This is a genomic window from Blattabacterium cuenoti, assembly GCF_014251635.1.
Taxonomy (GTDB): domain Bacteria; phylum Bacteroidota; class Bacteroidia; order Flavobacteriales; family Blattabacteriaceae; genus Blattabacterium; species Blattabacterium cuenoti_S.
Window position 1 is genome coordinate 462,882 of record NZ_CP059194.1, and the last position, 25,197, is coordinate 488,078.

The 25,197-nt window shown below is 27.9% G+C and carries 18 protein-coding genes and 7 tRNA genes; 4 read left to right on the plus strand and 21 right to left on the minus strand.

Going from position 1 to position 25,197, the window contains the following annotated elements; all coding sequences use genetic code 11:
* Positions 1-6 precede the first annotated feature (6 nt).
* The 17 genes from rpoC to ileS form a co-directional block, all read right to left on the minus strand.
* Positions 7-4,242: a DNA-directed RNA polymerase subunit beta' gene (gene rpoC / locus H0H64_RS02285; protein WP_185857187.1), complete on the minus strand. Its 4,236-nt coding sequence runs from the start codon at positions 4,240-4,242 to the stop codon at positions 7-9.
* Positions 4,243-4,278: 36 nt separating this feature from the next.
* Positions 4,279-8,088, minus strand: coding sequence for a DNA-directed RNA polymerase subunit beta (rpoB, locus tag H0H64_RS02290; protein ID WP_185857188.1), 3,810 nt, complete (start codon positions 8,086-8,088; stop codon positions 4,279-4,281).
* 41 nt (positions 8,089-8,129) lie between these two features.
* Positions 8,130-8,507, minus strand: a complete 378-nt coding sequence (gene rplL / locus H0H64_RS02295; protein ID WP_185857189.1) for a 50S ribosomal protein L7/L12 — start codon at positions 8,505-8,507, stop codon at positions 8,130-8,132.
* A gap of 58 nt (positions 8,508-8,565) precedes the next feature.
* A complete protein-coding gene (rplJ, locus tag H0H64_RS02300) occupies positions 8,566-9,105 on the minus strand; it encodes a 50S ribosomal protein L10 (RefSeq protein WP_185857190.1) in 540 nt (179 codons plus the stop codon).
* Positions 9,106-9,109: 4 nt separating this feature from the next.
* A complete protein-coding gene (gene rplA, locus H0H64_RS02305) occupies positions 9,110-9,805 on the minus strand; it encodes a 50S ribosomal protein L1 (RefSeq protein WP_185857191.1) in 696 nt (231 codons plus the stop codon).
* 24 nt (positions 9,806-9,829) lie between these two features.
* On the minus strand, positions 9,830-10,273 hold the full coding sequence (rplK, locus tag H0H64_RS02310; RefSeq protein WP_185857192.1) for a 50S ribosomal protein L11: 444 nt from the start codon (positions 10,271-10,273) through the stop codon (positions 9,830-9,832).
* Between the two features lie 7 nt (positions 10,274-10,280).
* Entirely contained in the window at positions 10,281-10,835 is a 555-nt protein-coding gene (gene nusG / locus H0H64_RS02315) for a transcription termination/antitermination protein NusG (RefSeq protein WP_185857193.1), read from the minus strand.
* A gap of 12 nt (positions 10,836-10,847) precedes the next feature.
* Complete coding sequence (secE, locus tag H0H64_RS02320) at positions 10,848-11,033, minus strand: preprotein translocase subunit SecE (protein WP_185857194.1); 186 nt, start codon at positions 11,031-11,033, stop codon at positions 10,848-10,850.
* A 21-nt stretch (positions 11,034-11,054) separates the two neighbouring features.
* Positions 11,055-11,127 (minus strand) — tRNA-Trp (locus H0H64_RS02325).
* A 34-nt stretch (positions 11,128-11,161) separates the two neighbouring features.
* Positions 11,162-12,349 (minus strand): elongation factor Tu, encoded by a 1,188-nt coding sequence (tuf, locus tag H0H64_RS02330; RefSeq protein WP_185857195.1) that lies wholly within the window; start codon positions 12,347-12,349, stop codon positions 11,162-11,164.
* Positions 12,350-12,381: 32 nt separating this feature from the next.
* Positions 12,382-12,453, minus strand: a tRNA-Thr gene (locus H0H64_RS02335).
* Positions 12,454-12,482: 29 nt separating this feature from the next.
* Positions 12,483-12,555: transfer RNA gene (locus tag H0H64_RS02340), tRNA-Gly, on the minus strand.
* A 6-nt stretch (positions 12,556-12,561) separates the two neighbouring features.
* Positions 12,562-12,645, minus strand: a tRNA-Tyr gene (locus H0H64_RS02345).
* A gap of 3 nt (positions 12,646-12,648) precedes the next feature.
* Positions 12,649-12,722: transfer RNA gene (locus H0H64_RS02350), tRNA-Thr, on the minus strand.
* Positions 12,723-12,806: 84 nt separating this feature from the next.
* Positions 12,807-13,463: a lipoprotein signal peptidase gene (locus tag H0H64_RS02355; protein WP_185857196.1), complete on the minus strand. Its 657-nt coding sequence runs from the start codon at positions 13,461-13,463 to the stop codon at positions 12,807-12,809.
* A gap of 6 nt (positions 13,464-13,469) precedes the next feature.
* Entirely contained in the window at positions 13,470-13,865 is a 396-nt protein-coding gene (locus H0H64_RS02360) for a TraR/DksA family transcriptional regulator (protein ID WP_185857197.1), read from the minus strand.
* Entirely contained in the window at positions 13,862-17,344 is a 3,483-nt protein-coding gene (ileS, locus tag H0H64_RS02365; RefSeq protein WP_185857198.1) for an isoleucine--tRNA ligase, read from the minus strand. Before ileS ends, H0H64_RS02360 begins: the two co-directional genes overlap by 4 nt.
* A 31-nt stretch (positions 17,345-17,375) precedes the next feature.
* Between ileS and mutS the strand changes: the two genes are divergently transcribed.
* From mutS to H0H64_RS02380, 3 genes are all read left to right on the plus strand, one after another.
* Positions 17,376-19,949, plus strand: a complete 2,574-nt coding sequence (mutS, locus tag H0H64_RS02370) for a DNA mismatch repair protein MutS (protein ID WP_185857199.1) — start codon at positions 17,376-17,378, stop codon at positions 19,947-19,949.
* A 55-nt stretch (positions 19,950-20,004) separates the two neighbouring features.
* A tRNA-Gly gene (locus H0H64_RS02375) sits at positions 20,005-20,077 on the plus strand.
* Positions 20,078-20,096: 19 nt separating this feature from the next.
* Positions 20,097-20,181 (plus strand) — tRNA-Leu (locus tag H0H64_RS02380).
* Between the two features lie 3 nt (positions 20,182-20,184).
* On the opposite strand, the gene guaB is transcribed toward H0H64_RS02380, so the two are convergent.
* Positions 20,185-21,651, minus strand: a complete 1,467-nt coding sequence (gene guaB / locus H0H64_RS02385) for an IMP dehydrogenase (protein WP_185857200.1) — start codon at positions 21,649-21,651, stop codon at positions 20,185-20,187.
* A gap of 185 nt (positions 21,652-21,836) precedes the next feature.
* Between guaB and H0H64_RS02390 the strand changes: the two genes are divergently transcribed.
* Positions 21,837-22,118 carry a hypothetical protein gene (locus H0H64_RS02390; RefSeq protein ID WP_185857201.1) on the plus strand — a complete coding sequence of 94 codons (282 nt, stop codon included), beginning with the start codon at positions 21,837-21,839 and terminating at the stop codon, positions 22,116-22,118.
* A 52-nt stretch (positions 22,119-22,170) separates the two neighbouring features.
* Here the strand turns inward: H0H64_RS02390 and rplS are convergent, their stop codons facing one another.
* From rplS to H0H64_RS02405, 3 genes are read right to left on the minus strand one after another with little or no spacing between them, the layout of a single operon-like run.
* Positions 22,171-22,500 carry a 50S ribosomal protein L19 gene (gene rplS / locus H0H64_RS02395; RefSeq protein WP_185857202.1) on the minus strand — a complete coding sequence of 110 codons (330 nt, stop codon included), beginning with the start codon at positions 22,498-22,500 and terminating at the stop codon, positions 22,171-22,173.
* A gap of 17 nt (positions 22,501-22,517) precedes the next feature.
* Positions 22,518-23,906, minus strand: a complete 1,389-nt coding sequence (gene glmM, locus H0H64_RS02400; RefSeq protein ID WP_185857203.1) for a phosphoglucosamine mutase — start codon at positions 23,904-23,906, stop codon at positions 22,518-22,520.
* 55 nt (positions 23,907-23,961) lie between these two features.
* Positions 23,962-25,188 carry an ABC transporter permease gene (locus tag H0H64_RS02405; protein WP_185857204.1) on the minus strand — a complete coding sequence of 409 codons (1,227 nt, stop codon included), beginning with the start codon at positions 25,186-25,188 and terminating at the stop codon, positions 23,962-23,964.
* Positions 25,189-25,197: the final 9 nt, after the last annotated feature.

Here is a 25,197-nt window from a genome sequence, read left to right on the forward strand (position 1 = left end):
ATAAATTTAAGATAATATATCTGGAAAAAGATTTTCATATTCTCTCAATCCAGTTCCTGCAGGAATTTTATGCCCTACAATTACATTTTCCTTTAATCCATGTAAATAATCAATTTTGCTACTTATAGCTGCCTCACTTAAAACTTTTGTTGTTTCTTGAAATGAAGCGGCAGATATAAAAGATTTAGTTTGTAACGCAGCTCTTGTGATCCCTTGTAATATAGGTCTTGCTGTAGCAGGAATTGCGCTTCTGGTTTTTATTAATTTTTTATTTTTATATTTTAAAACTGTATTTTCATTTCTGAAATCCCTGTAACTAATAATATCTCCATTTTTAAATATTTCAGAATCCCCGGAATCTTCAACTACTTTCATTTGAGATATTCTGTCATTTTCTTCTATAAAATCGTCTTTATATTCTATGTTTCCTTCCAAAAATTTAGTGTCTCCTACATCTATAACTTCTACTTTTCTCATCATTTGTAAAACAATAACTTCAAAATGTTTATCATTAATTTTTACTCCTTGTAAACGATATACCTCCTGTATCTCTTTTACTAAATATTCTTGAACAGCTCTAGGGCCCCTTATATTTAAAATATCATTAGGAGTAACTGCTCCATCTGATAAAGGCATTCCTGCTTTTACGTAATCATTTTCCTGCACAAGTATTTGATTAGATAATTTTACAAGATATTTTCTAATTTCTCCTGTTTTAGATTCTACAATAATCTCTCTATTCCCTCTTTTTATTTTTCCATGACTTACTATTCCATCCATCTCTGATACTACCGCAGGATTAGATGGATTACGTGCTTCAAACAATTCAGATAGACGAGGTAACCCTCCTGTGATATCACCTGATTTAGCAGTTCTTCTTGGAACCTTTACTAATATCTTTCCTATATTTATTTTTTCTTCATCATCTACCATTAAATGAGCCCCTACCGGTAAATTATACACTTTTAATTCTTCATTTTTTTCATTAATAATTTTTAACGTTGGTATTAAATTTTTGTTTCTAACTTCCGTTATTACTTTTTCTTTAAATCCAGTTTGTTCGTCTATTTCTACTTGAAAAGTAACGCCTTGCTCCAAATGTTGATAAGATATTACACCAGTAAATTCTGCAACAATAACTGCATTATATAGATCCCATTTGCAAATCATATCTCCGGCTTTCAATTGATCTCCATGTTTTACATATAAAGAAGCTCCATAAGGAATATTATTCACCATTAAGACAGATGATTTTTTTAAATTGAAAAGTTTCATTTCTGTAGATCTAGAAACGACTATTCCTTTCATCATAGGATCAGAATTCTGTTTTGTATTTACAAATTTTAAGTCTTCAAATTCTACAATTCCATCATATTTCGCTTTTATTTGTGAAGACTCTGTAATATTTCCTGCCGTACCTCCAACATGAAAAGTACGTAAAGTTAACTGAGTGCCTGGCTCTCCAATTGATTGTGCCGCAATAACTCCTACAGCTTCTCCTTTTTGAACTATTTCTCCTGTAGATAAATTACGCCCGTAACATTTAGAGCAGATTCCCATTTTTGCTTCACAAGTTAAAGGAGATCTAACTTCCACAAGTTCAATCCCAGATTTATCAATTAACTCTGCTGTTTTTTCATCAATCATATCACCTGCAGAAACCATTAATTGATTTTTTCTATAAATATCATTTAAAGATATACGTCCTAAAATTCTATCAAATAAAGTTTCAACGATCTCTTCATTTTTTTTCAATGCAGAAATTTCTAATCCACGTAAAGTTTTACAATCTTCTATTTTTATAATAACATCTTGAGCAGCATCTACTAAACGTCTCGTAAGATATCCAGCATCTGCAGTTTTTAATGCAGTATCTGCTAATCCTTTTCTGGCTCCATGAGTAGATATAAAATATTCTAAAATAGAAAGTCCTTCTCTAAAATTGGATAAAATGGGATTTTCAATAATTTCCCCTCCAGAGGATCCTGCTTTTTGAGGTTTAGCCATTAAACCCCGCATTCCTGACAGCTGACGTATTTGCTCTTTAGAACCTCTTGCTCCAGAATCTAGCATCATATACACGGGATTAAATCCTTGTCTATCTTCACGCATGTATTTCATTACTTTTTCCGTAAGCATAGCGTTGGTATTTGTCCATATATCAATAACTTGATTATAACGTTCATTATTCGTGATTAATCCCATGTTATAATTCATTTTTACATTATCTACTTGTTTTATTGCATGATCTACCATCTTTCTCTTGTTATCAGGAATAATAATATCTCCTAATCCAAAAGATAATCCACCTTTAAATGCATTATAAAAACCTAATTCTTTAATATCATCTAAAAAATTAGCAGTAGTAGGTACATCTGTAAGATATAATATTTTACCTATAATTTCTCTAAGAGATTTTTTTGTAAGAGATTCATTAATAAATCCGACTTTTTTAGGGACTACTTGATTAAATAACACTCTTCCTACAGTCGTTTCTATTATTTTATTAAAAAATTTTTCTTTTTCACGAAGATTAACTTTAACTTTAATCAAAGCATGCAAATCTACTATACTTTGATTATATGCTATTTCCACTTCTTCTGAAGAATAAAAAATCAGTCCCTCCCCTTTAACTTTTCTTTTGGAATCTGATAGTAAAGGTTTAGTCATATAATATAATCCTAATACCATATCTTGGGAAGGAACTGTAATAGGAGAACCATTAGCAGGATTTAATATATTTTGAGAAGCTAACATTAAAAGTTGAGCCTCTAATATAGCTCCATGAGATAACGGTAAATGAACTGCCATTTGATCCCCATCAAAATCTGCATTAAAAGCCGCACAAACTAAAGGATGTAATTGAATTGCTTTTCCCTCTATTAATTTAGGTTGGAAAGCTTGAATTCCCAACCTGTGCAAAGTAGGAGCCCGGTTTAATAATATAGGATGCCCTTTTAAAACATTTTCTAAAATGTCCCATATCATGGGATCTCTTTTATCAATAATTTTTTTTGAAGATTTTACTGTTTTTACTATCCCCCTTTCAATTAATTTCCGTATAATAAAAGGTTTATAAAGTTCTGCAGCCATATCTTTAGGTAATCCGCATTCATGCAATTTTAAATGCGGGCCTACTACAATAACAGATCGAGCAGAATAATCTACTCTTTTTCCAAGAAGATTCTGTCTAAAACGCCCTTGTTTCCCTTTTAACGCATCAGATAAAGATTTTAAAGGACGATTAGCTTCTGATTTTACAGCAGAAACTTTTCTTGAATTATCAAAAAGGGAATCTACTGCTTCTTGCAGCATTCTTTTTTCATTTCGTAAAATTACTTCGGGCGCTTTAATTTCTATAAGTCTTTTTAAACGATTATTTCTTATAAGGACACGACGGTATAAATCAGTCATATCAGAAGCAGCATAACGTCCTCCATCCAAAGGAACCAAAGGTCGTAATTCAGGGGGAATAACAGCCAATACATGAATAATCATCCAAGATGGATTTCCTCCATTTTTTTTTCCTTCCTTAAAAGATTCAACAACCTGTAAACGTTTCAAGGCTTCAATACGTCTTTGTTTAGAAGTTTCATTATGAGCTTGATTTCTTAGTTCTACAGATAGAGAATCCAAATCGACTCTATTTAAAAGATCCTCTATACATTCCGCTCCCATTTTAGCAATAAACTTATTTGTATCAGAATCTTCTAGTAACTGATTTCCTTTTGGAAGTTTATTTAAAACTTGTAAATATTCTTCTTCAATAAGAAAATCTCCTTTTTGAAAAGAAGATCCATCTGAACGTAACCCTAAACCTACTTGAACAACAACATATCGTTCATAATAAATAATCATTTCAAGTTTTTTAGAAGGTAAACCTAATAAATATCCAATCTTATTAGGAGAAGATCGAAAACACCATATATGAACAACAGGGACTACAAGACTTATATGTCCCATACGTTCTCTTCTGACTTTTTTTTCGGTAACTTCTACTCCACATCTATCACAAATAATCCCTTTATAACGAATTCTTTTATATTTACCACAGGCACACTCATAATCTTTCACGGGACCAAAAATTCGTTCACAAAAGAGTCCATCTCTTTCTGGTTTATGTGTTCTATAATTGATTGTTTCTGGCTTTAATACTTCTCCATGTGATTCCTTAAGTATAACTTCTGGAGAAGCTAATCGAATAGTTATTTTATTAAATTTATTGTTTTTTTTTCTATTCATTTTTTTTATCATAAAAAAATATGGAATAATAAAAATTCACTCTTCTAAACGGATATCTAATCCTAATCCTTTTAATTCATAACAAAGAACATTAAAAGATTCTGGATTGTTAGGTTCAGGCATAGGTTCCCCTTTTACTATAGATTCATAAGTTTTAGCTCTTCCAGCAACATCATCTGATTTAACTGTTAAAATTTCACGTAAAATGTTAGAAGCTCCAAAAGCTTCCAAAGCCCAAACTTCCATTTCTCCGAAACGTTGACCCCCAAATTGAGCTTTCCCCCCTAAAGGTTGTTGAGTAATTAAAGAATAAGGCCCTATTGAACGTGCATGCATTTTATCATCTACCATATGACCTAATTTTAACATATATATTACTCCTACAGTAGCAGGTTGATCGAATCTTTCTCCTGTTCCTCCATCGAATAAATAACTGGTACCAAAACGCGGAATTTTAGCTTTATCTGTATATTTACAAATTTCTTCTATGGTAGCTCCATCAAATATAGGTGTTGAAAATTTCATATCTAATTTCTGTCCAGACCACCCCAATACAGTTTCATATATTTGGCCTATATTCATTCTAGAAGGAACTCCTAAAGGATTCAAAACAATATCCACAGGGCTTCCATCTTCTAAAAAAGGCATATCTTCTTCTCTTAATATTCTAGCGACTACTCCTTTATTTCCATGTCTTCCTGCCATTTTATCACCTACCTTTAATTTTCTTTTTTTAGCAATATATACTTTTGCCATTTTAATAATTCCTGAAGGCAATTCATCTCCAACAGTAATAGAAAATTTTTTATGTTTAAAGATACTATTTAAATCATTTACCGTTATTTTGTAATTATGCAAAATTTCTGATACCAGATTATTAATTTCAATATTATCAGTCCAATTGCTAAAGTTGATTTCTATATAATTCTGTATATTATTAAGTATTTTTGTGGTGAATTTTATTCCTTTTTTTATAATTTCCTGTTTTTTTTCATTAAAAATAGAATTATGGCATAACTTCCCATCTAAAATAGATTGTAATTTTTTAATTAATAAATTTTTAATATCTAAAAATTTTTTTTCATATTCCTTTTCTAAACGTGCTATTTTAATTTTATCTTGAACTCTAGATGCTTTATCTTTTATACTTCTAGTAAAAAGTTTTGTATCTATAACAACTCCAAATAAAGATGGTTCAGCTCTTAAAGAAGCATCTTTTACATTTCCTGCCTTATCTCCAAAAATAGCTCTTAATAATTTTTCTTCTGGTGTAGGATCAGATTCTCCTTTAGGAGTGATTTTTCCAATTAGAATATCACCAGGTTTCACTTCCGCTCCAACTCTTATGATTCCATTTTCATCTAGATCTTTAGTGGCTTCTTCACTAACATTAGGAATATCATTAGTTAATTCTTCCATACCTAATTTTGTATCACGAACATCTAAAGAATATTCATCTATATGTATGGAAGTGAACCAATCTTCACTTACCACTTTTTCGGAAATTAAAACAGCATCTTCAAAATTATATCCGTTACACGGAATAAAAGCTGCTTTTAAGTTTCTTCCTAAAGCTAATTCTCCATTTTCTGTAGCATAGCCCTCACATAATATTTGACCCTGAATCACTCTCATTTTTTTTCTTACAATAGGTTTTAAATTTATGCATGTATTTTGATTTGTTTTTCTAAACTTGATCAAATCATAAACCTTAGTTACAGAATCAAAACTGACTAAATCTTCTCTATTTGTTCTATCATAACGGATAATTATTTTTTTTGCATCAACATATTCGACAAATCCATTTTTTTCTGCATTAATCAATATACGAGAATCCCTTGCGACTTGTTCTTCTAATCCAGTTCCTACAATGGGGGATTCAGGTTTTAATAATGGGACAGCTTGACGCATCATATTAGATCCCATCAAAGCTCTATTTGCATCGTCATGTTCTAAAAAAGGAATTAAAGAAGCAGATATAGAAGCGATTTGGTTCGGCGCTACATCTATATAATCTACTTGATTAGGTTTTACTATAGGAAAATCTCCATCTTCACGAACTATAATTCTATCAGATAAAAAATTTCCATGTTGATCAATAGCATTAGCTTGTGCTATAATTTTTCCTTCTTCTTCTTCCGCACTTAAATATTTTACTCCAGATTTTAAATCTACCTTTTGATCGTAAACAATACGATATGGAGTCTCAACGAACCCCATATTATTTATCTTTGCAAATACAGAAAGAGAAGATATTAATCCTATATTAGGTCCTTCTGGAGTTTCTATTGGACACAATCTCCCATAATGAGAATAATTAACATCTCTTACCTCAAATCCTGCTCTTTCTCTAGATAATCCGCCAGGCCCCAATGCAGAAAGTCTTCTTTTATGAGTGATCTCTGATAAAGGGTTTGTTTGATCCATAAATTGAGATAATTGATTTGTTCCAAAAAAAGTGTTGATTACAGATGATAAAGTTTTAGCATTAATAAGATCCACTGGCATAAAAACCTCATTATCACGAACATTCATTCTTTCTCTTATAGTTCTAGACATTCTAGACAAACCAATACTGAATTGAGCATAAAGTTGTTCTCCTACTGTTCTTACTCGTCTATTCGATAAATGATCAATATCATCTACTTCTCTTTTGGAATTAAAGAGAGCATTTAAATGTTCTACTATTGCAATAATATCTTCTCTGGTTAAAACTAAATAATCAGGATCTATGTTTAAGCCAAGACGTTTATTCAAACGGTATCTTCCTACAGGACCTAAACTATATCTAGTATCAGAAAAAAAAAGTTTATCTATAACCCCTCTTGCCGTCTCCTCATCTGGAGGTTCAGTATTTCTGAGTTGTCTATAAATATATTCTACTGCTTCTTTTTCAGAATTAGTTGGATCCTTCTGTAAAGTATTATAAATAATGGAATAATCTTTTTTTCTTTCTCCTTCTTTATGCAATAAAATAGTTTTAATTTCATGATGAATCATAAGATCAATATGTTCCTCTTTCAAAAAAACATTTCTCTCTATGAGAATCTCATTTTTTTCTACAGATAAAACCTCTCCTGTATCTTCGTCAACAAAATCCTCATGCCAAATTTTTAATACTCTAGCTGATAAAGTTCTATTTAAAATATTTTTTTCGTTTCCTTTTATTTTGATTTCCTCAGATAAATCAAATATTTCCAATATATCTTTGTCTCTTTCATATCCAATTGCACGTAATAAAGTTGTCATGGGTAATTTTTTTTTCCTATCAATATAGGCATACATGACATTATTAATGTCTGTGGCAAATTCTATCCATGACCCTTTAAATGGAATAATTCTAGCGGAATAAAGTTTGGTCCCATTAGCATGATGGGATTGCCCGAAAAAAACACCGGGAGAACGATGTAATTGAGATACAATTACTCTTTCCGATCCATTAAAAATAAAAGAACCGGATGGAGTCATATAAGGACATGTTCCTAAATAAACATCTTGATACACAGTTTCAAAATCTTCATGTTCAGGATCAGTACAATACAATTTTAATTTCGCTTTTAAAGGAACACTATAAGTTAAACCTCTTTCTATACATTCTTCTATTGAATATCTAGGAGAATCTATAGAATAACCTTTAAATTCTAAAACAAAAGAATTTCTAGCATCAGAAATAGGAAAATTTTCTGTAAAAGCTTTGAATAATCCTTCGTTTTTTCTATCTTTCGGTTTTGCATCCAATTGAAAAAATTCTTTAAATGATTTGATTTGGATATCTAAAAAATCCGGATATCCCACTTGTTTTGCTACTGAGGCAAAAGTGATTCTTTTTTTTTCTGTACTCACCAATTTTAATTTAATGGATAATTTTTAAAAAAATGTAAAATTTTCTACTTCAATTCCACTTCAGCACCTATTTCTTCAAATTTATTTTTAAAATCTTCCGCTTCTTTTTTATTGACAGATTCTTTAAGAACACTGGGGGCATTATCTACTAAATCTTTAGATTCCTTAAGGCCTTTTCCAGTGATTTCTTTCACTAATTTTACTACAGATAATTTAGAATTTCCAGATGATTTTAAAATTATATTAAAAATACTTTTTTCTTCTTTTTCATGAGTTTGAGTTTCTTCTTTTTGAGATAAAGGGGGGTCCACTTTTATTGAAGTAGACGGTTCTATTCCATATTTTTTTTTTAAAAGAGTAGCTAATTCATTAACTTGTTTTACGGTTAAATTAACTAATTGTTCTGCTAGCTTTTCTATCATTTTATTTTTTATTATTTATTTTTTAAAATTATCCTAAGATAACAGGAGGCTTATATTTTCACTTTTTAGAAGATAAGGCTTCTAAAAGACCGCATATTTTATATTTTGTTGAATCCATAAAAGATGAAATAACATCCTTTATTGAGAATTGAAGTGTATTGAAAATTTCAATAATAATATCTTCCTTAGATTTCAAATGTATCAATACATTTAAATCTTTATTTCCACCAAAATAAAAAGATTCTTGAGCATAAGCAACTTTTAAATAAGGTTTATCAGTTTGCTCTTGAATATGAAAATCTTTTATAATTTTTGAAGCTATATTTGCAACATTAAAATTTGAAAATAATAAAGTTGTATTTCCATTTAAAATAGAAAAAAAAGAATCAAATTTCTGATTTTTTGTTTTATTTATAGCTTTTTTCAACAAAGTATTTTTTACTATTCTCATTTTAATACTATGTTTATGAAAATTTTTTCTAAGAATAGATACTTGGTTAGAATTTAAATTGGATATATCAATCAAATATATTGTTTCATTATTAGATAATATATAAACTAATTTCAATAGTTCTTTTTTTTTATTTTCTTTATTCATTTGTTCACGTATTCACGAAACTTTTTAAATCTAATGGAATACCATAACTCATAGTGCTAGATAAGTAAATACTTTTTATATAAGAGCCCTTAGATGTAGAAGGTTTATTTCGAACAATTGTTTTTATAAATTCTCCAATATTTTCTAATAAATATTGATGTGAAAATGAAACTCTTCCTACAGAAGAATGAACAATCCCATAACGATCTGCTTTAAAAGTGATTTTTCCAGATTTAATTTCTTTTATAGATTTTTCTGGGTTCACAGAAACAGTTTCCATTTTAGGATTGGGCATTAATCCTTTAGGACCCAATATTTTTCCTATAGTACTCAATTGAGTCATAACAGAGGGAGTGGCTACAATAACATCAATATCTGTCCATCCAGACTTAATTTTTTCAATATAATTTAACCCAACATAATCAGCTCCCACTTTTTTAACTTCTAATTCTTTATCCTTAGGAACTAAAGCTAAAACACAAATATTTTTACCTGTACCATGAGGTAACGATACTGTCCCTCTTACCATTTGATTAGGTAATCGAACATCTATTCTAAGATGGATAGAAATATCAATAGATGCATCAAATTTTACAAAATTAATTTCTTTCAGGAGAAGTATTGCATCTTCCAAAGAATATTTCTTATTAGAAATTTTCTCCAGAATTTTCTTTTTATTTTTAGTTAATTTTTTTGACATATTGTGAAATACAATGAAATTTTTTTAACAATCAATTTCTATTTCTATCCCCATAGATCTAGCAGTTCCGGAAACCATAGATATAGCAGACTCAATTGAAAAACAATTCAAATCTTCCATTTTATTTTTCGCTATTATTTTAATTTCATTTAAACTTATTTTTCCTATTTTATAACGATTAGATTCTTTAGATCCTTTTTCTTTTTTTACAACATTCAACAATTGAATAGAAACTGGAGGTTTTTTGATAAAAAAAGAAAATGATTTATCTTCATACACGGTTATTACAACAGGACATATTTTGTCTATTTTATTTTGAGTCAAAGAATTATATTGTTTACAAAATTCCATAATATTTACTCCAGCACTACCCAAAATAGGGCCAATAGGGGGTGCAGGGCTTGCTTTTCCTCCATTAATTTTCTGTATTTTAATTTTTTTTACCGTTTTTTTTCTTATTATAACCATGATTTACTTAAATTTTTTCTATCTGTGTAAAGTTCAATTCTAATGGAGTTTTTCTTCCAAAAATTAAAACGGCTAATTCTAATTTTCTTTTTTCTTCATTTATTTTTTCAATTGTTCCATTAAATCCAGTAAAAGGTCCATCTGTAACTTTTATTGTTTCTCCTACTATAAAAGGAACACTGATATTTTCATAACTTTCAGAAAGTTGATCTATTTTTCCTAACATTTTATTTACTTCTTCTTTCCTCATAGGAATAGGTACTGCGGATGCTCCTTTCCCTTCACTTAAAAAATTTATAACTCCCGGAACATTTTTTATTGCATGTGCAGCTTCTCCTTCTAAATTCGCTTCTATCATGACATATCCAGGATAGTGAACCTTTTCTCTATGAATTTTTTTCCCTTTTCTCATTTGTATCACTTTTTCAATAGGAACTAATACCTTTCCTATATGTTCTTGAAATCCGTTATTTCTAACTTCATTCTCAATATATAATTTTACCTTGTTTTCTTGTCCACTCATGGTTTTTATTACATACCATTTTCTTTCCAAATCACTCATTAATATATAATTTTATAAAGAAAATAATTTCTTAATTAACAAAATAAAAAAACCATCTACCCCATATAAAAATATGGATAGAAATATGGAAAAAAAAGAAACAATCATTGTTTTTGCTTGTAAATCTATCCATTTAGGCCATGTAATACAATGAAAAAATTCGTCATAAATCTCTAAAAAAAAATTATTTTTCTTCATCTTATATACGAATAATCAATGCACGGATGGTAAGGGTCGAACTTACGACCTTCGGTTTTGGAGACCGACGCTCTACCAACTGAGCTACATCCGTTTCCAAATTATTATTATATTATATTGTTTCCAAATTAATCCATTATATGAATAACTTGCCCCGCTCCTACTGTTTTTCCTCCTTCACGAATAGCAAAACGTAAATTATCACTTAATGCTATAGGTTGATGTAATTCTACTTCCATAGCGACATTGTCCCCAGGCATAACCATTTCTATTCCATCTGGAAGATGAATTTCTCCTGTTACGTCTGTTGTTCTTAAATAAAACTGAGGGCGATATTTATTATGAAAAGGAGTATGTCTTCCGCCCTCTTCTTTTGTAAGAATATACACTTCTGCTTTAAATTTTTTATGAGGTTTTACAGATCCTGGTTTTCCAACCACCATTCCTCTTTTTATATCTTTTTTTTCTATTCCGCGTAATAATAAACCTACATTATCTCCTGCTTGACCTTTATCTAATATTTTTCTAAACATTTCAACTCCTGTTACTGTAGATGATAATTTATTTTCTCCCATTCCAATTATATCAACTAAATCTCCTGTATTAATAATTCCACTTTCAATACGACCAGTTGCTACTGTTCCTCTTCCTGTTATAGTAAAAACATCCTCTACAGGCATTAAAAAGGGTTTATCCATTTCACGAACTGGTTCAGGAATATAATCATCTAATACTTTCATTAAATCTTTTATTTTTTCTATCCATTTTTTTTCTCCATTTAAAGCTCCTAAAGCAGATCCTTGTATAATAGGGATATTTTCTCCATCATATTCATATTTAGAAAGTAATTCTCTAATTTCCATTTCTACTAATTCTAATAATTCTGGATCATCTACTTGATCTACTTTATTCATAAATACCACAATTTTTGGAACTCCTACTTGACGAGATAATAATATATGTTCTCTAGTTTGAGGCATTGGCCCATCTGTAGCCGCTACAACCAAAATAGCTCCATCCATTTGAGCCGCTCCTGTAATCATGTTTTTGACATAATCAGCATGACCAGGACAATCAACATGTGCATAATGTCTTTTTTCCGTTTCATATTCTACATGAGATGTATTAATAGTAATTCCTCTTGCTTTTTCTTCCGGAGCATTGTCTATTGCGTCAAAACTTTTTTCTTCTGCTAATCCAATTTCTGATAAAACTTTTGTAATCGAAGCAGTTAGAGTGGTTTTACCATGATCTACATGACCTGTAGTTCCTATATTTACATGCGGTTTGTTTCGTTTAAATTTTTCTTTTGCCATGATAAAATTATTAAAATATTGAGTTTAAAAAAAGCCAACGGCGGGAATTGAACCCGTGACCTCTTCCTTACCAAGGAAGTGCTCTCCCACTGAGCTACATTGGCCATGAATATTATTCTCATAATTCTCATAGAGCGGAAGACGGGATTCGAACCCGCGACATTCAACTTGGAAGGCTGATGCTCTACCAACTGAGCTACTTCCGCTATATATGAGGAGAGCAGGATTCGAACCTGCGAAGGCAAAGCCAACAGATTTACAGTCTGTCCTCGTTAACCAGACTTGAGTATCTCCCCAAAAGCCGGTGGAGGGATTCGAACCCACGGCCCCGAGATTACAAATCACGTGCTCTGACCAACTGAGCTACACCGGCTATTCAAATTGTATTCGTAATAATGAAAATCAGGGCGATACAAATCTATAGAGATTTTTATAATTCTCAAAAAAATAATAAACTTTATAAAAGTTTTGCATTTTTAATTTTACGTTTAAATATAAGTAATGAAAAGACTCCAATAGATATCATTACATCAGATAAATTAAAAATAGGTTGAAAAAATTTTAAATTATAACCTCCAAAAAATGGAATCCAGGGAGGTAAATAAGTATCTATTATAGGGAAATAAAACATATCTACAACACATCCTTCCATAAAAGCAGCATATCCTTCTCCCCTTTTTTTATCAAAAGGATCATAACTTATTTTAGATATTCCAAAATAAGGAATCCATTTTTCAGATTTTTGATGATAAATTGTTCCTGTATCAAACAACAATCCATATAAAGCACTATCCAAAAAATTCCCCATAGCGCCCGATAAAATTAAACTGATAGAAACAGTTAAATATTTTGAAGTGCCTCTCTTTATATTTATGTAAAGAAAAGTAGAAATAAGAAAAACCAAAAAAAATCGGAATATACTTAATAGTATTTTTCCATGATATCCTATCCAAAAATTAATACCATAAGCCATTCCTGGATTTTCTACAAAAAGAATTCGGAAAAAAGGAAAGATAGAAATTCCACCTCCTAATTCAAAATGAGTTTTAATATAAATTTTTAAAATTTGATCTATTAATACAATAGAAAAAATAATTAAAATAAATTTTTTCAAAAAAATTTATTTATTTATTTTTTCTACTAATCTTTTACCTTCAATACTTAAAGTAGTATGAGGAACTGCCATCAAACGTTCTTTAGGAATTAATTTTTTGGTTATACGACAAATTCCATAATCTTCATTCTCTACTCTAATTAAGGCTAAATTTAAACTTTTTATAAATTTCTGTAAATGTTCCACAATTTGAGCATTCTGTTCCTTACTTAAGGTTTCTGATCCTTCATCAAAAGCTTTAAAAGTCGGATAAGTATCATCTGTTCCATTATTTTGATCATTAGAAAAAGACTCCTTAAAAATTGATAAATCTTTTTTTGCTTTTTTCAATTTTTCAAGTATAAGTTTACGAAACTCTTTTCTTTCTTCCATAGAATATCTTTGTTTTACTTTTCCTTTCATTTTATTGTATTTTCTACTTTTCGAATCTGCATATATAATATGAATTTTTCTTCAAAATAGATTTTTTCTTCTTCTTCATCATCAAATTTTGTTACATTATTTTGTAAAAAAATATCTACAGCAAGAGTTTCTCTACAAATGAAATCTTTTTTTTTTTGTAAAATAGTTTGTACTTTATTTTGAAATTTGTGATTATTTTTGGCGCTTATATATACAAATATTTTTTCAACTACATTATAGTTACGATTTTTTCTCAATTTTTGTATATGTCTAATTAATTCTCTAATAAATCCTTCTTCCCAAAGAATGTCTGTAATCCGTAAATCTAATGCTATTGTAAATTTGTAATCAAATAAAACTGACCAACCTTTAATATATTCAGTACTAATTTTAACATCTTCTAAAGAAAGAAGAATTTTTTCTTTTTTTAGAAAAAAAATGCATTCTTTCTTTTTTTCGATTTCTCTAATTTCTTCTTGACTAAATTTTTTTATAAGTTCAGAAACTTCCTGAATTTTTTTTCCAAATTTAGGCCCTAAAGATTTGTAATTAGGTTTAATATGTTTGATGGATTCAAGATCTTTATAAGAAGAAGGAAATTCTATTTCTTTTACATTAGCTTCTCTAAATATAATTGCAAATGCAAATGACTGTTGTAATTGAAAACGCATTTTATCATCAGAGACAAGAATAAGTAATTTTTGTAAAGGTTGCCGAATCTTGATTTTATTTTTTTTTCTTATAGAAAAAACCATTGTAATTATTTTCTGAATCCAAAGCATACTATTTTCCAATTCTTGATTGATTAAATTAGAATTATAACTAGGAAAATTTGTTAAATGAATACTTTTAAAATTTTCTTTTTTAGTAACAGAATTTAAATCCACATATAATTTTTCAGAAAAGAATGGAGCAATAGGAGAAATTAATTTGGCGACAACAATTAAACATTTATAAAGAATTTGATATGCAGATATTTTATTTTTTGTATATTTTTCTTTCCAAAATCTTCTTCTACATAATCTTATATACCAATTACTTAATTGATCTAAAACAAAAGAAGAAATCAAACGAGCCGCCTTTGTTGGATTATAGTTTGCATAATAATTATCTGTTTTTTTAATAAGAGTATTTAATTCAGAAAGGATCCAAAAATCCAATTTTGTGTAAGAACTCAAGCATTCTTTTTCTTTGTAAGAAAAGCCATCAATATTAGCATATAAAACAAAAAAAGAATAGATATTATACAATGTTCCAAAAAATTTATTTATAATAGTATGAATATCATTTTTATTAAATTTTAAATTATCCCAAGGCTCAGAATTGCATATAATATACCAACGTATAGCATCAGGACCATAGTTCTCTATTAAATCAAAAGGATTTATAGTATTACCTTTACTTTTTGACATTTTACGACCGTATTGGTCTAAAACCAATCCTGTTGATACAACATTTTTATATGCTATAGAATCAAATAACAAACTATTAATAGCATGTAAGGTAAAAAACCATCCTCTTGTTTGATCTATTCCTTCTGAAATAAAATCAGCGGGAAACAACAAATTTTTATCTATATATTCTTTATTTTCGAACGGATAATGAAATTGAGCATACGGCATGGCTCCAGAATCAAACCATACATCAATTAAATCAGATTCCCTTTTCATAGGTTTCCCTTTAGGAGAAACTAATATGATTTCGTCCAAAATATGCTTATGCAAATCTATTTTATTATAATTATTATCACTGATATCATCTAATACAAAACCTTCAAACACATTATATGACATAAAACCATATTTAATAGATTTTTGAATTTCCAAAAACAATTCTTTAATTGATCCTATTACAATTTCCTCATCTCCTTTTTCTGTTCTCCAAATAGGAAGAGGAGTCCCCCAATACCTAGAACGTGAAAAATTCCAATCTTTTATATTTCTTAGCCAAGAATCAAAACGTTTTTTACCTGTAAAATCAGGATACCATTGAATTTTTCGATTCAAACTAATCATTTTATCTTTTATTTCTGTAGTTTTGATAAACCATGAATTTAATAGGTAATAAAGTATTGGTTTTTCTGTTCTCCAACAATGTGGATAAAAATGAACATGTTTTTCCGTTCTAAATATCTTTTCTTCTTTTTCCAATAAAAAGATTATCTTTTCATCTACTGAAAAAAAATTATTTTGGTCCGTATTAAATTCATTTTTAACATATTTTTCAGAGAATCCGTGAGGAAAATTTTTAATAAATTTTCCTTGAAAATCAACTAAAGGAACAGGTGTATTTTTTTCATTTAAAACTAACATTGGAGGAATATTATATTTTTTAGCTATCATAAAATCATCCATTCCAAATGTGGGGGAAATATGAACAATCCCTGTCCCTTCATTAACATTAACAAAATTTCCTGCTATAATTTGAAAAGCATTCTCTTCGTTATAATAAGGTTTAAACCAAGGTAATAATTGTTCATATTTACTGAATACTAATTCTTTTCCTTTAAATTTTTCTATTACTAAATAAGGAATTTTCTTATTTTTTCTATCATTATTATTATAAGTATCTAACTCAATGTTACTTGAAACAGAATAAAACTGATTTGATAATAATATTTTATGAATAGATTTTTCAGAAAAAACAATATTTTCTTTTAAAAAAGTATATGTATTATAAGTTTTAACTAATACATAGTTTATATCATTCCCAAAAGCTAATGCTGTATTTGAAGGAATAGTCCAAGGAGCAGTTGTCCATGATATAAAATATATATCTCCTAAAATATTTTTAAATTTTTTAGGTAAAGTATTTTTAATTGCTTTAAATTTCAAAAATGGAGATAATTGTTTTACTTTTTTATAAGTTCCGGGCATATTTAACTCATGATGACTTAATCCAGTTCCTGCAGCAGGAGAATAAGGTTGAATAGTAAAACCTTTATAAATAAGATTTCTATTATATAATTCTTTAATGCCCCACCATACACTTTCCATATACTTTGCATTATAAGTAATAAAAGAATTATCTAAATCTATGGAATATCCTATTTTTTCTGTAAATAATTTCCATTTATTTAACGATATATTGACAAATTTTTTACAAAGATTATTATATTCTTTTATACTCATTTTTTTTCCTGTTCCTATATCATTTTTAGTAATTTTCATACTTTTTTCTACATTTAATTCCACTGGAAGCCCATGAGCATCCCACCCTGCCTTTCTAAAAACATTTTTACCTTTTAGTGCATGATATCTACAAAAAATGTCTTTTATGGTTCTAGCTAAAATATGATGAATTCCAGGATTTCCATTTAAAGATGGAGGCCCTTCATATAATATATATGAAAGGGGTTTTTTTTGATTATGAAAATTAGAATTATTTTGAAAAATCTTATGTTTTTTCCAATATTGAGATATTGTAATAGTTATATAATTAATATTCAATTTTTTATACTCTATAAATATTTTTGACATAAGGCTATAATACTATTTTAATAATTTTGATATGAATAAAAACGAAACCCTTGATTGCAAAAAAAAAGAAGAAACTCCATTAATAAAGCAATATAATGATATAAAAGCTAAATATCCAGATACTATTTTATTATTTCAAGTTGGAGATTTTTATGAAACTTTTGGAGAAGACGCCATTAAATGTTCCCAAACATTAAATATAGTTTTAACTAAGCGATCTCATGTACTCTTAGCTGGTTTTCCTTACCATTCTTTGAGTACCTATTTACCAAAATTGATACGTTCAGGATTTCGTGTTGCTATCTGTAATCAATTAGAAGAACCAAAAAAAGGGAAAAATATTGTAAAAAGAGGAGTGACAGAACTTGTTACTCCAGGAATAGCCATAGATGAAAATATTATATCCCCTAAGTCAAATAATTTTTTAGCTTCTATTCACTTAGGAGAAAATCAAAATTTGGGTTTAAGTTTTTTAGATATTTCTACTGGTGAATTTTTTGTAACAGAAGGTACAAAAAACAATATTTTACAATATTTAAAACATTTTCATCCTAGTGAAATTCTTTTTCAAAGAAAGGAAAAAAAATTTTTTGATCAATTATTAAAAGGAAAATATTATACTTTTTTAATGGAAGATTGGATATTTGATTATTCATTTGCATATGAAAAATTAATATCTCATTTTCAAATGAACTCTTTAAAAGGATTTGGTATAAATGATTTAAAATTAGGAATTATTTCTTGTGGAGTCGTTTTATCATACTTACATAACACACTGCATTTTAATATAAAACATATTTCTAACATACGAAGAATAAAAAAAGAAGAACACATGTGGATAGATGATTTTACTTTTCGTAATTTAGAAATATTTCATCCCTTGAACAAGGAAGGAGTTTCTTTAATTAACATATTAGACCACACTCTCACTCCTATGGGGGGAAGATTATTGAAAAATTGGATTCTTTTTCCTATAAAAAATTTATTCTATATAAAAAAACGTCATCAAATAGTACAAGAATTATGCAACAATAATACGATACGCTCTTTTATAAAAATAAAACTCAAAAATATTTATGATATAGAAAGAATAATTTCTAAAATAGCCATCGGAAAGATTTCGCCACGTGAAATGTATACATTATATAAATCTTTGATTTACATAAACGAAATACAAAAAGAATTTTTATCTCAAAAATCAAAAATTTTTATAAATATTGGAAACTCTTTTCAGAATTGTAATTTTATATGTGAAAAAATTTCGAAAACAATACAAAAAAACCCTCCTCATCAAATTGAAAAAGGAAAAGGAAATGTTGTAATTAAAGGATTTTCTAAGGAATTAGATGAAATTCGTATGATGTACTTTTCTCAAAAAGAATATTTAGAAAAATTTTGTTCAATAGAGCGATTAAAAACAGGAATTAATAATTTAAAAATTGGATATAATAATATTTTTGGATATTTTTTTGAAGTTAAAATTTCTAAAAAAGAAAAAGTCCCCTCCCACTGGATACAAAAACAAACATTGACAAATTCTATTCGATATATCACTGAAGAATTAAAAAATTACGAACTAAAGATTTTTAATGCAGAACAAAAAATATTTTTCTTAGAGAAAGAAATATTTAACAATCTAGTTAATCAGATATTAGAAAAAATCACCCCTTTACAAAAAAATGCAAAAACAATTGCAAAATTAGATGTATTACACTCTTTTTCTAGTTTAGCATTAGAAAATAATTATGTAAAACCAAAAGTTAATGATTCCTTCAAAATATCAATAATAAAAGGACGACACCCGGTTATTGAAAGACAATTTATTGATAAAACCTCATACATTCCTAATGATATTATTTTAAATAAGTTAAATAAACAAATCTTAATCATCACAGGACCCAACATGTCTGGAAAATCTGCTATTTTGCGTCAAACTGCTATTATTATACTGATGGCTCATATTGGAAGTTTTGTTCCTGCTGAATATGCGGAAATAGGATTAACAGATAAAATATTCAGTAGAGTTGGAGCGTCCGATAATATTTCTTTAGGAGAATCTACTTTTATGGTAGAAATGAACGAAACAGCAAATATATTAAATAATCTTTCCAAAAGAAGTTTTCTTATTCTAGATGAAATAGGAAGAGGGACAAGTACTCATGATGGCATTTCAATAGCAAAATCTATCATAGAATTTTTACATACAAAAAATTTACGTCCTTTAACCTTATTTGCTACACATTATCATGAATTAAACGAAATGAGTTTTTTTTTTAAAAGAATAAAAAACTATCATATTTCTGTGAGAAAAAAAAATGATAATGTTATTTTTATGCGGAAACTGACAGCTGGAGGGAGTGAACAAAGTTTTGGAATTTATGTAGCTAAAATATCAGGTATGCCTATAGAAATCATTGAAAGAGCAAAAAAAATATTAAACATATTAAAATCAAAAAAGAATGAAACGGAAATAAATAAAAAAAAAATTTTTTATTTATTAAATAAAATAGTCTTTTCTTTAAAAAAAATAAAAAATATTGATGCTTTATCTCTGAAAAATGCCACTATAAAAATTCATGAAATTAAAAATTTATTAAATTATTAAAATTTGCTATATATATAAAAGTGTATTTAAATTAGTCATTTAAATTTTTTTAGCTGCGAGAATAGCTCAGTTGGTAGAGCACGACCTTGCCAAGGTCGGGGCCGCGGGTTCAAATCCCGTTTCTCGCTTATTAATTTTTTTAATTACACCCGGATGGTGGAATTGGTAGACACACAGGACTTAAAATCCTGTGATCGTAGTGATCGTACGGGTTCAAATCCCGTTCCGGGTATTTTTATTTACTATAATTAAAATAATTAGGTGATTCTTTAGTAATATTTACACTGTGCGGGTGATTTTCTTTTAATCCTGAATTCGTGATTCTTACAAATTTAGCTGTTTTCATAAGCTCTACAATAGTGGTAACCCCGCAGTATCCCATCCCAGAACGTAATCCTCCACAAATTTGATAAATTACGTCTTTCATCTTTCCTTTATAAGGAACTATAGCTTCTATTCCTTCCGGAACAGATTTTTCGTTAAATTGGAAATAACGATCTCTACTTCCTCTTTTAAGAGCGATTAAGGATCCCATCCCTACATAAGTTTTAAACTTTCTTCCTTGAAAAATAACTTCTTCTCCTGGAGCTTCATCAGTTCCTGCAAATAGACTTCCAATCATAACTGAGCTAGCTCCAGCAGCAATAGCTTTTACTACATCCCCTGAATATCGGATTCCTCCATCAGAAATAACGCTAACATTTCTTTTTTTAGCATATTCATAAACATCGTTAATAGCTGTTATTTGAGGCATACCTACTCCAGCTATAACTCTTGTAGTACAGATAGATCCAGATCCAATTCCTACTTTTAAAACAGTGGAACCAGCGTCTATCAAATCTTTTGCGCCTTCCATGGTTACGATATTCCCTGTTAATAATGTTATTTTAGGAAAAGAATTTCTGATTAATTTTATTGTTTGTAATATTTTGTAAGAATGCCCATGCGCTGAATCTATAGCTATAATATCTGCTCCCACCTTCACTAAAGATTCTACTCTTTCCATAGTTTTTGCATCTATCCCAATAGCTGCACCTACACGTAAACGGCCTCTAGAATCTTTACAAGCATTAGGGTGTTCAATTAAATTATCAATATCTCTAATCGTGATTAACCCTACTAATTTATTAAAATCATCTACAATAGGTAATTTTTCTATTCTCTCTTTCAAAAGAATATTTTTAGCTTCTTCTAGAGTTATATTTTTATTAGATGTAATTAATTTTTCTTTTGTCATTACTTCTTCAACTAAAGAATCTAAATCTGTTCGATATTTTATATCCCTTCTGGTAATAATTCCAACTAATGAATGATCTTTTTCTATAACAGGTAATCCAGAAATTTTAAATTTTTTCATAAGATATTGAGCATATTTTAATGTTGAATTTCTGGAAAGAGTAATAGGATCATCTATCATTCCACTTTCACTTCTTTTTACTTTATAAACCTCTTCTGATTGATTTTCTATATTCATGTTCTTATGTATAATTCCTATACCTCCTTCTCTGGCTATAGAGATAGCTAAAGAGGATTCCGTAACTGTATCCATAGCAGCGCTTAATATAGGAATATTCATAGTAATATCAAGGGTAAGAGATGTTTTAAGAGAGACTTCTGATGGAAGAACTGAAGAATAAGAAGGAACAAGCAAAACATCATCAAAAGTCAGAGCTTCTTTTAAAATCTTTTTATTTAAAGACATAATTTTTATTTTAAAATATATAATTTCGTTTGCTATAGTTTTTTATAAAACATAATATTCTTATTTTCAAACTAAAAAGAAGAAATAAAATTTATTTGTACTCTTACAAATAATGATATATTTTTTCATTCCAAATTTTTATATAAATTTGCCCAGAATATGTAATAACTGAAATACTATCGATTATGATGAAAAAATTAAGAATTACAGTCACTACGATCTTGTTAGCAATATTTTTATTTACTATTAGTTGCAATAACAAAAATAAAAATGAAAATAACTCTACGACAACAGAAGAGGAAAAAACAGCTAATAATAATGAAAATCAAACAGATTCTACTAACACGAACACAAATACGCCTCCTACAACTAGTGAGGAGACCTCAAAAAACAATAATGAGGAACACAACAATAATACATCTGAAAAAGAAAAAATAACAACTGAAGAAAACGATAAGAATAAATAAAATAATAGGATAGATAAAAAAGCTGAAAAGCGAAAAATTACATTTTCGCTTTTCAGCTTTTTACTCTTGCCTTTTTCCCTTTTAGTGTTCTAAAATAGTAGATTTTAGATCTTCTAACTTTTCCTTTTTTATTTACCTCTATTTTTCGTATATTAGGTTGATTGAAAATAAATATACGTTCTATTCCTATTCCTGCACTTATTTTACGAATAGTAAATGTTTTAGTAAATCCTTTCCCTTGTTTTTTGATAACTACTCCTTTGAAAGATTGAATTCTTTTTTTTTCTCCTTCTTTAATTTCAAAAAAAACAGTTATTGTATCTCCTGAATGAAACAAAGGGAAATTGTTTTTAATATAATATTTTGTAATACTTTGTAACATAATTTTGTTATAATTTATCATAATTCTTTCATTTCATATATGATTTTTTTCGATAAAAAATCAGCTTTTTTTCTTGAAGTACTTTCCGTGTGTATTCTAATAATATTTTCGGTATTTGATTTTCTGATATGTATCCATTCATTATATTTTAAATAAATTTTAATTCCATCACTAAAATCCATTTTTTTTCCTTTATATTTCTTTTTTATTGTCTTTAATAATATTTTAATTCGTTCATGAGAAGAAAATTGAATTTTCTTTTTTGACATAAAATAATTAGAATATCTTTTTTTTAATTCAGATAATGGAATATTAGCTAATTTAGCTATTTGAGTTAAAAGTAATGCGATTCCAATCAAAGCATCTCTTCCATAACGTAAATCAGGATAAATAATTCCTCCATTTCCTTCTCCTCCAATTACAGCATGAACTTCTTTCATTTTTTTTACAACATGTATTTCTCCAACAGGAGTAGAATAATAAGGAACTCCTTTTTTGATAGAAAGGTCTTTTAATGCATGAGAAGATGATAAAGTAGAAACAATAGGGCCAAATTTATTTTCCAATATGTAATCTGATATAGCCACTAAAGTATATTCTTCTCCAAAAAAATCTCCATTTTCGCAGATAAATACTACACGATCTACATCAGGATCAACGGAAATTCCTAGATCTGCTTTTATATCCGGAACTTTTTTACAGATTTCCCTTAAGTTTTTTTCAATTGGCTCAGGATTATGAACAAAATTTCCATGAGGATCACAATACATTTTAATAACATGAACGCCCAAGTATTTTAATAAAATAGGAACCGCTATTCCTCCTGTAGAATTAATTCCATCTACAACAATTTTTAATTTAGATTTTTGAATAATATTTTTATCTATAATAGGCAGTGAAAGAATTTTTTCTATATGTTTTTGAATATAATTATCGATTTTAAAAAGATTACCTAATTTTTTATATGAAGAAAAACTAAAATATTTTTTTTCTGCTATATAAAATAATTTTTCAAAATCTTCTTCAGATAAAAATTCTCCATAAGAATTAAACATTTTTAATCCATTCCAATTTTTAGGATTATGACTTGCCGTTAACATTACACCTCCATCTGCATTCTCATTCATTACAGCAATTCCAACAGTAGGAGTTGTAGATAAACCAATATTTATAACATCCACTCCAAGACTTTGAAAAGTAATGATTAAAAATTGTTGAAATAGTACAGAAGAAACTCTACCATCTCTACCCAATATTAGAACAAATTTTTTCTTACTTTTATACCTTTTTTTCATCCAAGAAACATATCCTCCCGCAAATTGAATTATGTCTATAGGAGAAAAACCATTTCCAACTTTTCCTCCCAATGTTCCTCTTATTCCAGATGAAGACTTTATAAGTGTCAAAAACTAATTGAATTTGTTTATTTACAAACAAAAATACAAAATTAAATTTTTTGATTTATTCAAATTCTATAACTTTTATAGGAGTAATTTTTTTAATAAAAAATAAAGAAGGAAAAAATATTGTTATAAAACAAATAAAGATAACAAATAAGTTTATAATGATAATATGACATATATTGATAGAAACAGGAACAAAATCAACAAAATATTGTATTTTATTTAATGATATTAAATGAAATTTTTTTTGCAATACTAATAAAGTGATTCCAATACTATTTCCTATAATTAATGAAGGGATCAATATTTGTATGATATAAAATAAAAATATTTTATGTATAACTTTATTTTCAGCTCCTAAAGTTTTTAAAATCCCCACGGTTCTAATTCTTTCTAAAAGAAGAATTAGAATAAATACAATCATGTTAATGGTTACGGATACAAAAATAATAAGACTAATAACAATAATATTTACGTCAAATATATTTATCCATTTTATAATATCATTTTTGTTATGGATAGTTTTAATTAAAAATCCTTTAGGGATTTTATTAAAAATTTTTTTATTTATATTTTCGTAGGAAACAAAGATTTCAAATTTTTCTACTAAATCTTTCTTCCATCCGTAGATTTGTTGAATATATTTTATGTTTCCAATAATATATACATCATCAAATTCTGGAATTCCAGTTTCATATAAACCAGAAACTTTAAATTTTTTAGAAATAACAACAGGACTTCCTTTTTTATCAAAAAATAGAAAATCTACTTTAATCTTAGATCCAAGATCTAATCCTAATGATAAAAATACTTTTCTAGATAAAAAAATATTATGATTACACAATATTTTTTTTTTAAATAAATTTTCCGTAATTAAGAAATATTGAAAAAAAACGGGATTATAATCTTCATATATTCCTTTGAATATATATCTATCTATTTTTTTTTTTGTAGAAATAATTACATTTTTCTCAGAAATTCCATGAATTTGTTTAACTAAATTGGATTTGAAAAACTTTTTCAATAAAAATTTCTTTTTTTTTACAGAAAAAAAAGGATAGCTTGTTGTTGAATTATCTTTCTGTATAAGAATTTGTCCTCTAACATTTAATAGTTTATCTTTTATAATTTCTTTAAACCCAAATCCTATAGAAAAAGTTAAAAAAGCTATAATTAAACCAAAAATTATTGTTGTTTGTGTTATAATAACTATTCTACGAAGAGTTTTATTTTTTCTACAATCTTCCCAAACCGTTTTTTTGGAAAAAAACCATTCAAAATTCAATTTTATTTA

What these genes read in the sequence shown, in the direction of transcription:
- rpoC (WP_185857187.1), bottom strand. Translation starts at nt 4,242, where the DNA reads ATGAATAGAAAAAAAAACAATAAATTTAATAAAATAACTATTCGATTA.
- rplL (WP_185857189.1), bottom strand. Translation starts at nt 8,507, where the DNA reads ATGATAGAAAAGCTAGCAGAACAATTAGTTAATTTAACCGTAAAACAA.
- rplJ (WP_185857190.1), bottom strand. Translation starts at nt 9,105, where the DNA reads ATGAATAAAGAAAATAAAAAAAAAGAACTATTGAAATTAGTTTATATA.
- rplA (WP_185857191.1), bottom strand. Translation starts at nt 9,805, where the DNA reads ATGTCAAAAAAATTAACTAAAAATAAAAAGAAAATTCTGGAGAAAATT.
- rplK (WP_185857192.1), bottom strand. Translation starts at nt 10,273, where the DNA reads ATGGTTATAATAAGAAAAAAAACGGTAAAAAAAATTAAAATACAGAAA.
- nusG (WP_185857193.1), bottom strand. Translation starts at nt 10,835, where the DNA reads ATGAGTGATTTGGAAAGAAAATGGTATGTAATAAAAACCATGAGTGGA.
- secE (WP_185857194.1), bottom strand. Translation starts at nt 11,033, where the DNA reads ATGAAGAAAAATAATTTTTTTTTAGAGATTTATGACGAATTTTTTCAT.
- tuf (WP_185857195.1), bottom strand. Translation starts at nt 12,349, where the DNA reads ATGGCAAAAGAAAAATTTAAACGAAACAAACCGCATGTAAATATAGGA.
- H0H64_RS02360 (WP_185857197.1), bottom strand. Translation starts at nt 13,865, where the DNA reads ATGAAAGGAAAAGTAAAACAAAGATATTCTATGGAAGAAAGAAAAGAG.
- ileS (WP_185857198.1), bottom strand. Translation starts at nt 17,344, where the DNA reads ATGTCAAAAATATTTATAGAGTATAAAAAATTGAATATTAATTATATA.
- mutS (WP_185857199.1), top strand. Translation starts at nt 17,376, where the DNA reads ATGAATAAAAACGAAACCCTTGATTGCAAAAAAAAAGAAGAAACTCCA.
- guaB (WP_185857200.1), bottom strand. Translation starts at nt 21,651, where the DNA reads ATGTCTTTAAATAAAAAGATTTTAAAAGAAGCTCTGACTTTTGATGAT.
- H0H64_RS02390 (WP_185857201.1), top strand. Translation starts at nt 21,837, where the DNA reads ATGATGAAAAAATTAAGAATTACAGTCACTACGATCTTGTTAGCAATA.
- rplS (WP_185857202.1), bottom strand. Translation starts at nt 22,500, where the DNA reads ATGTTACAAAGTATTACAAAATATTATATTAAAAACAATTTCCCTTTG.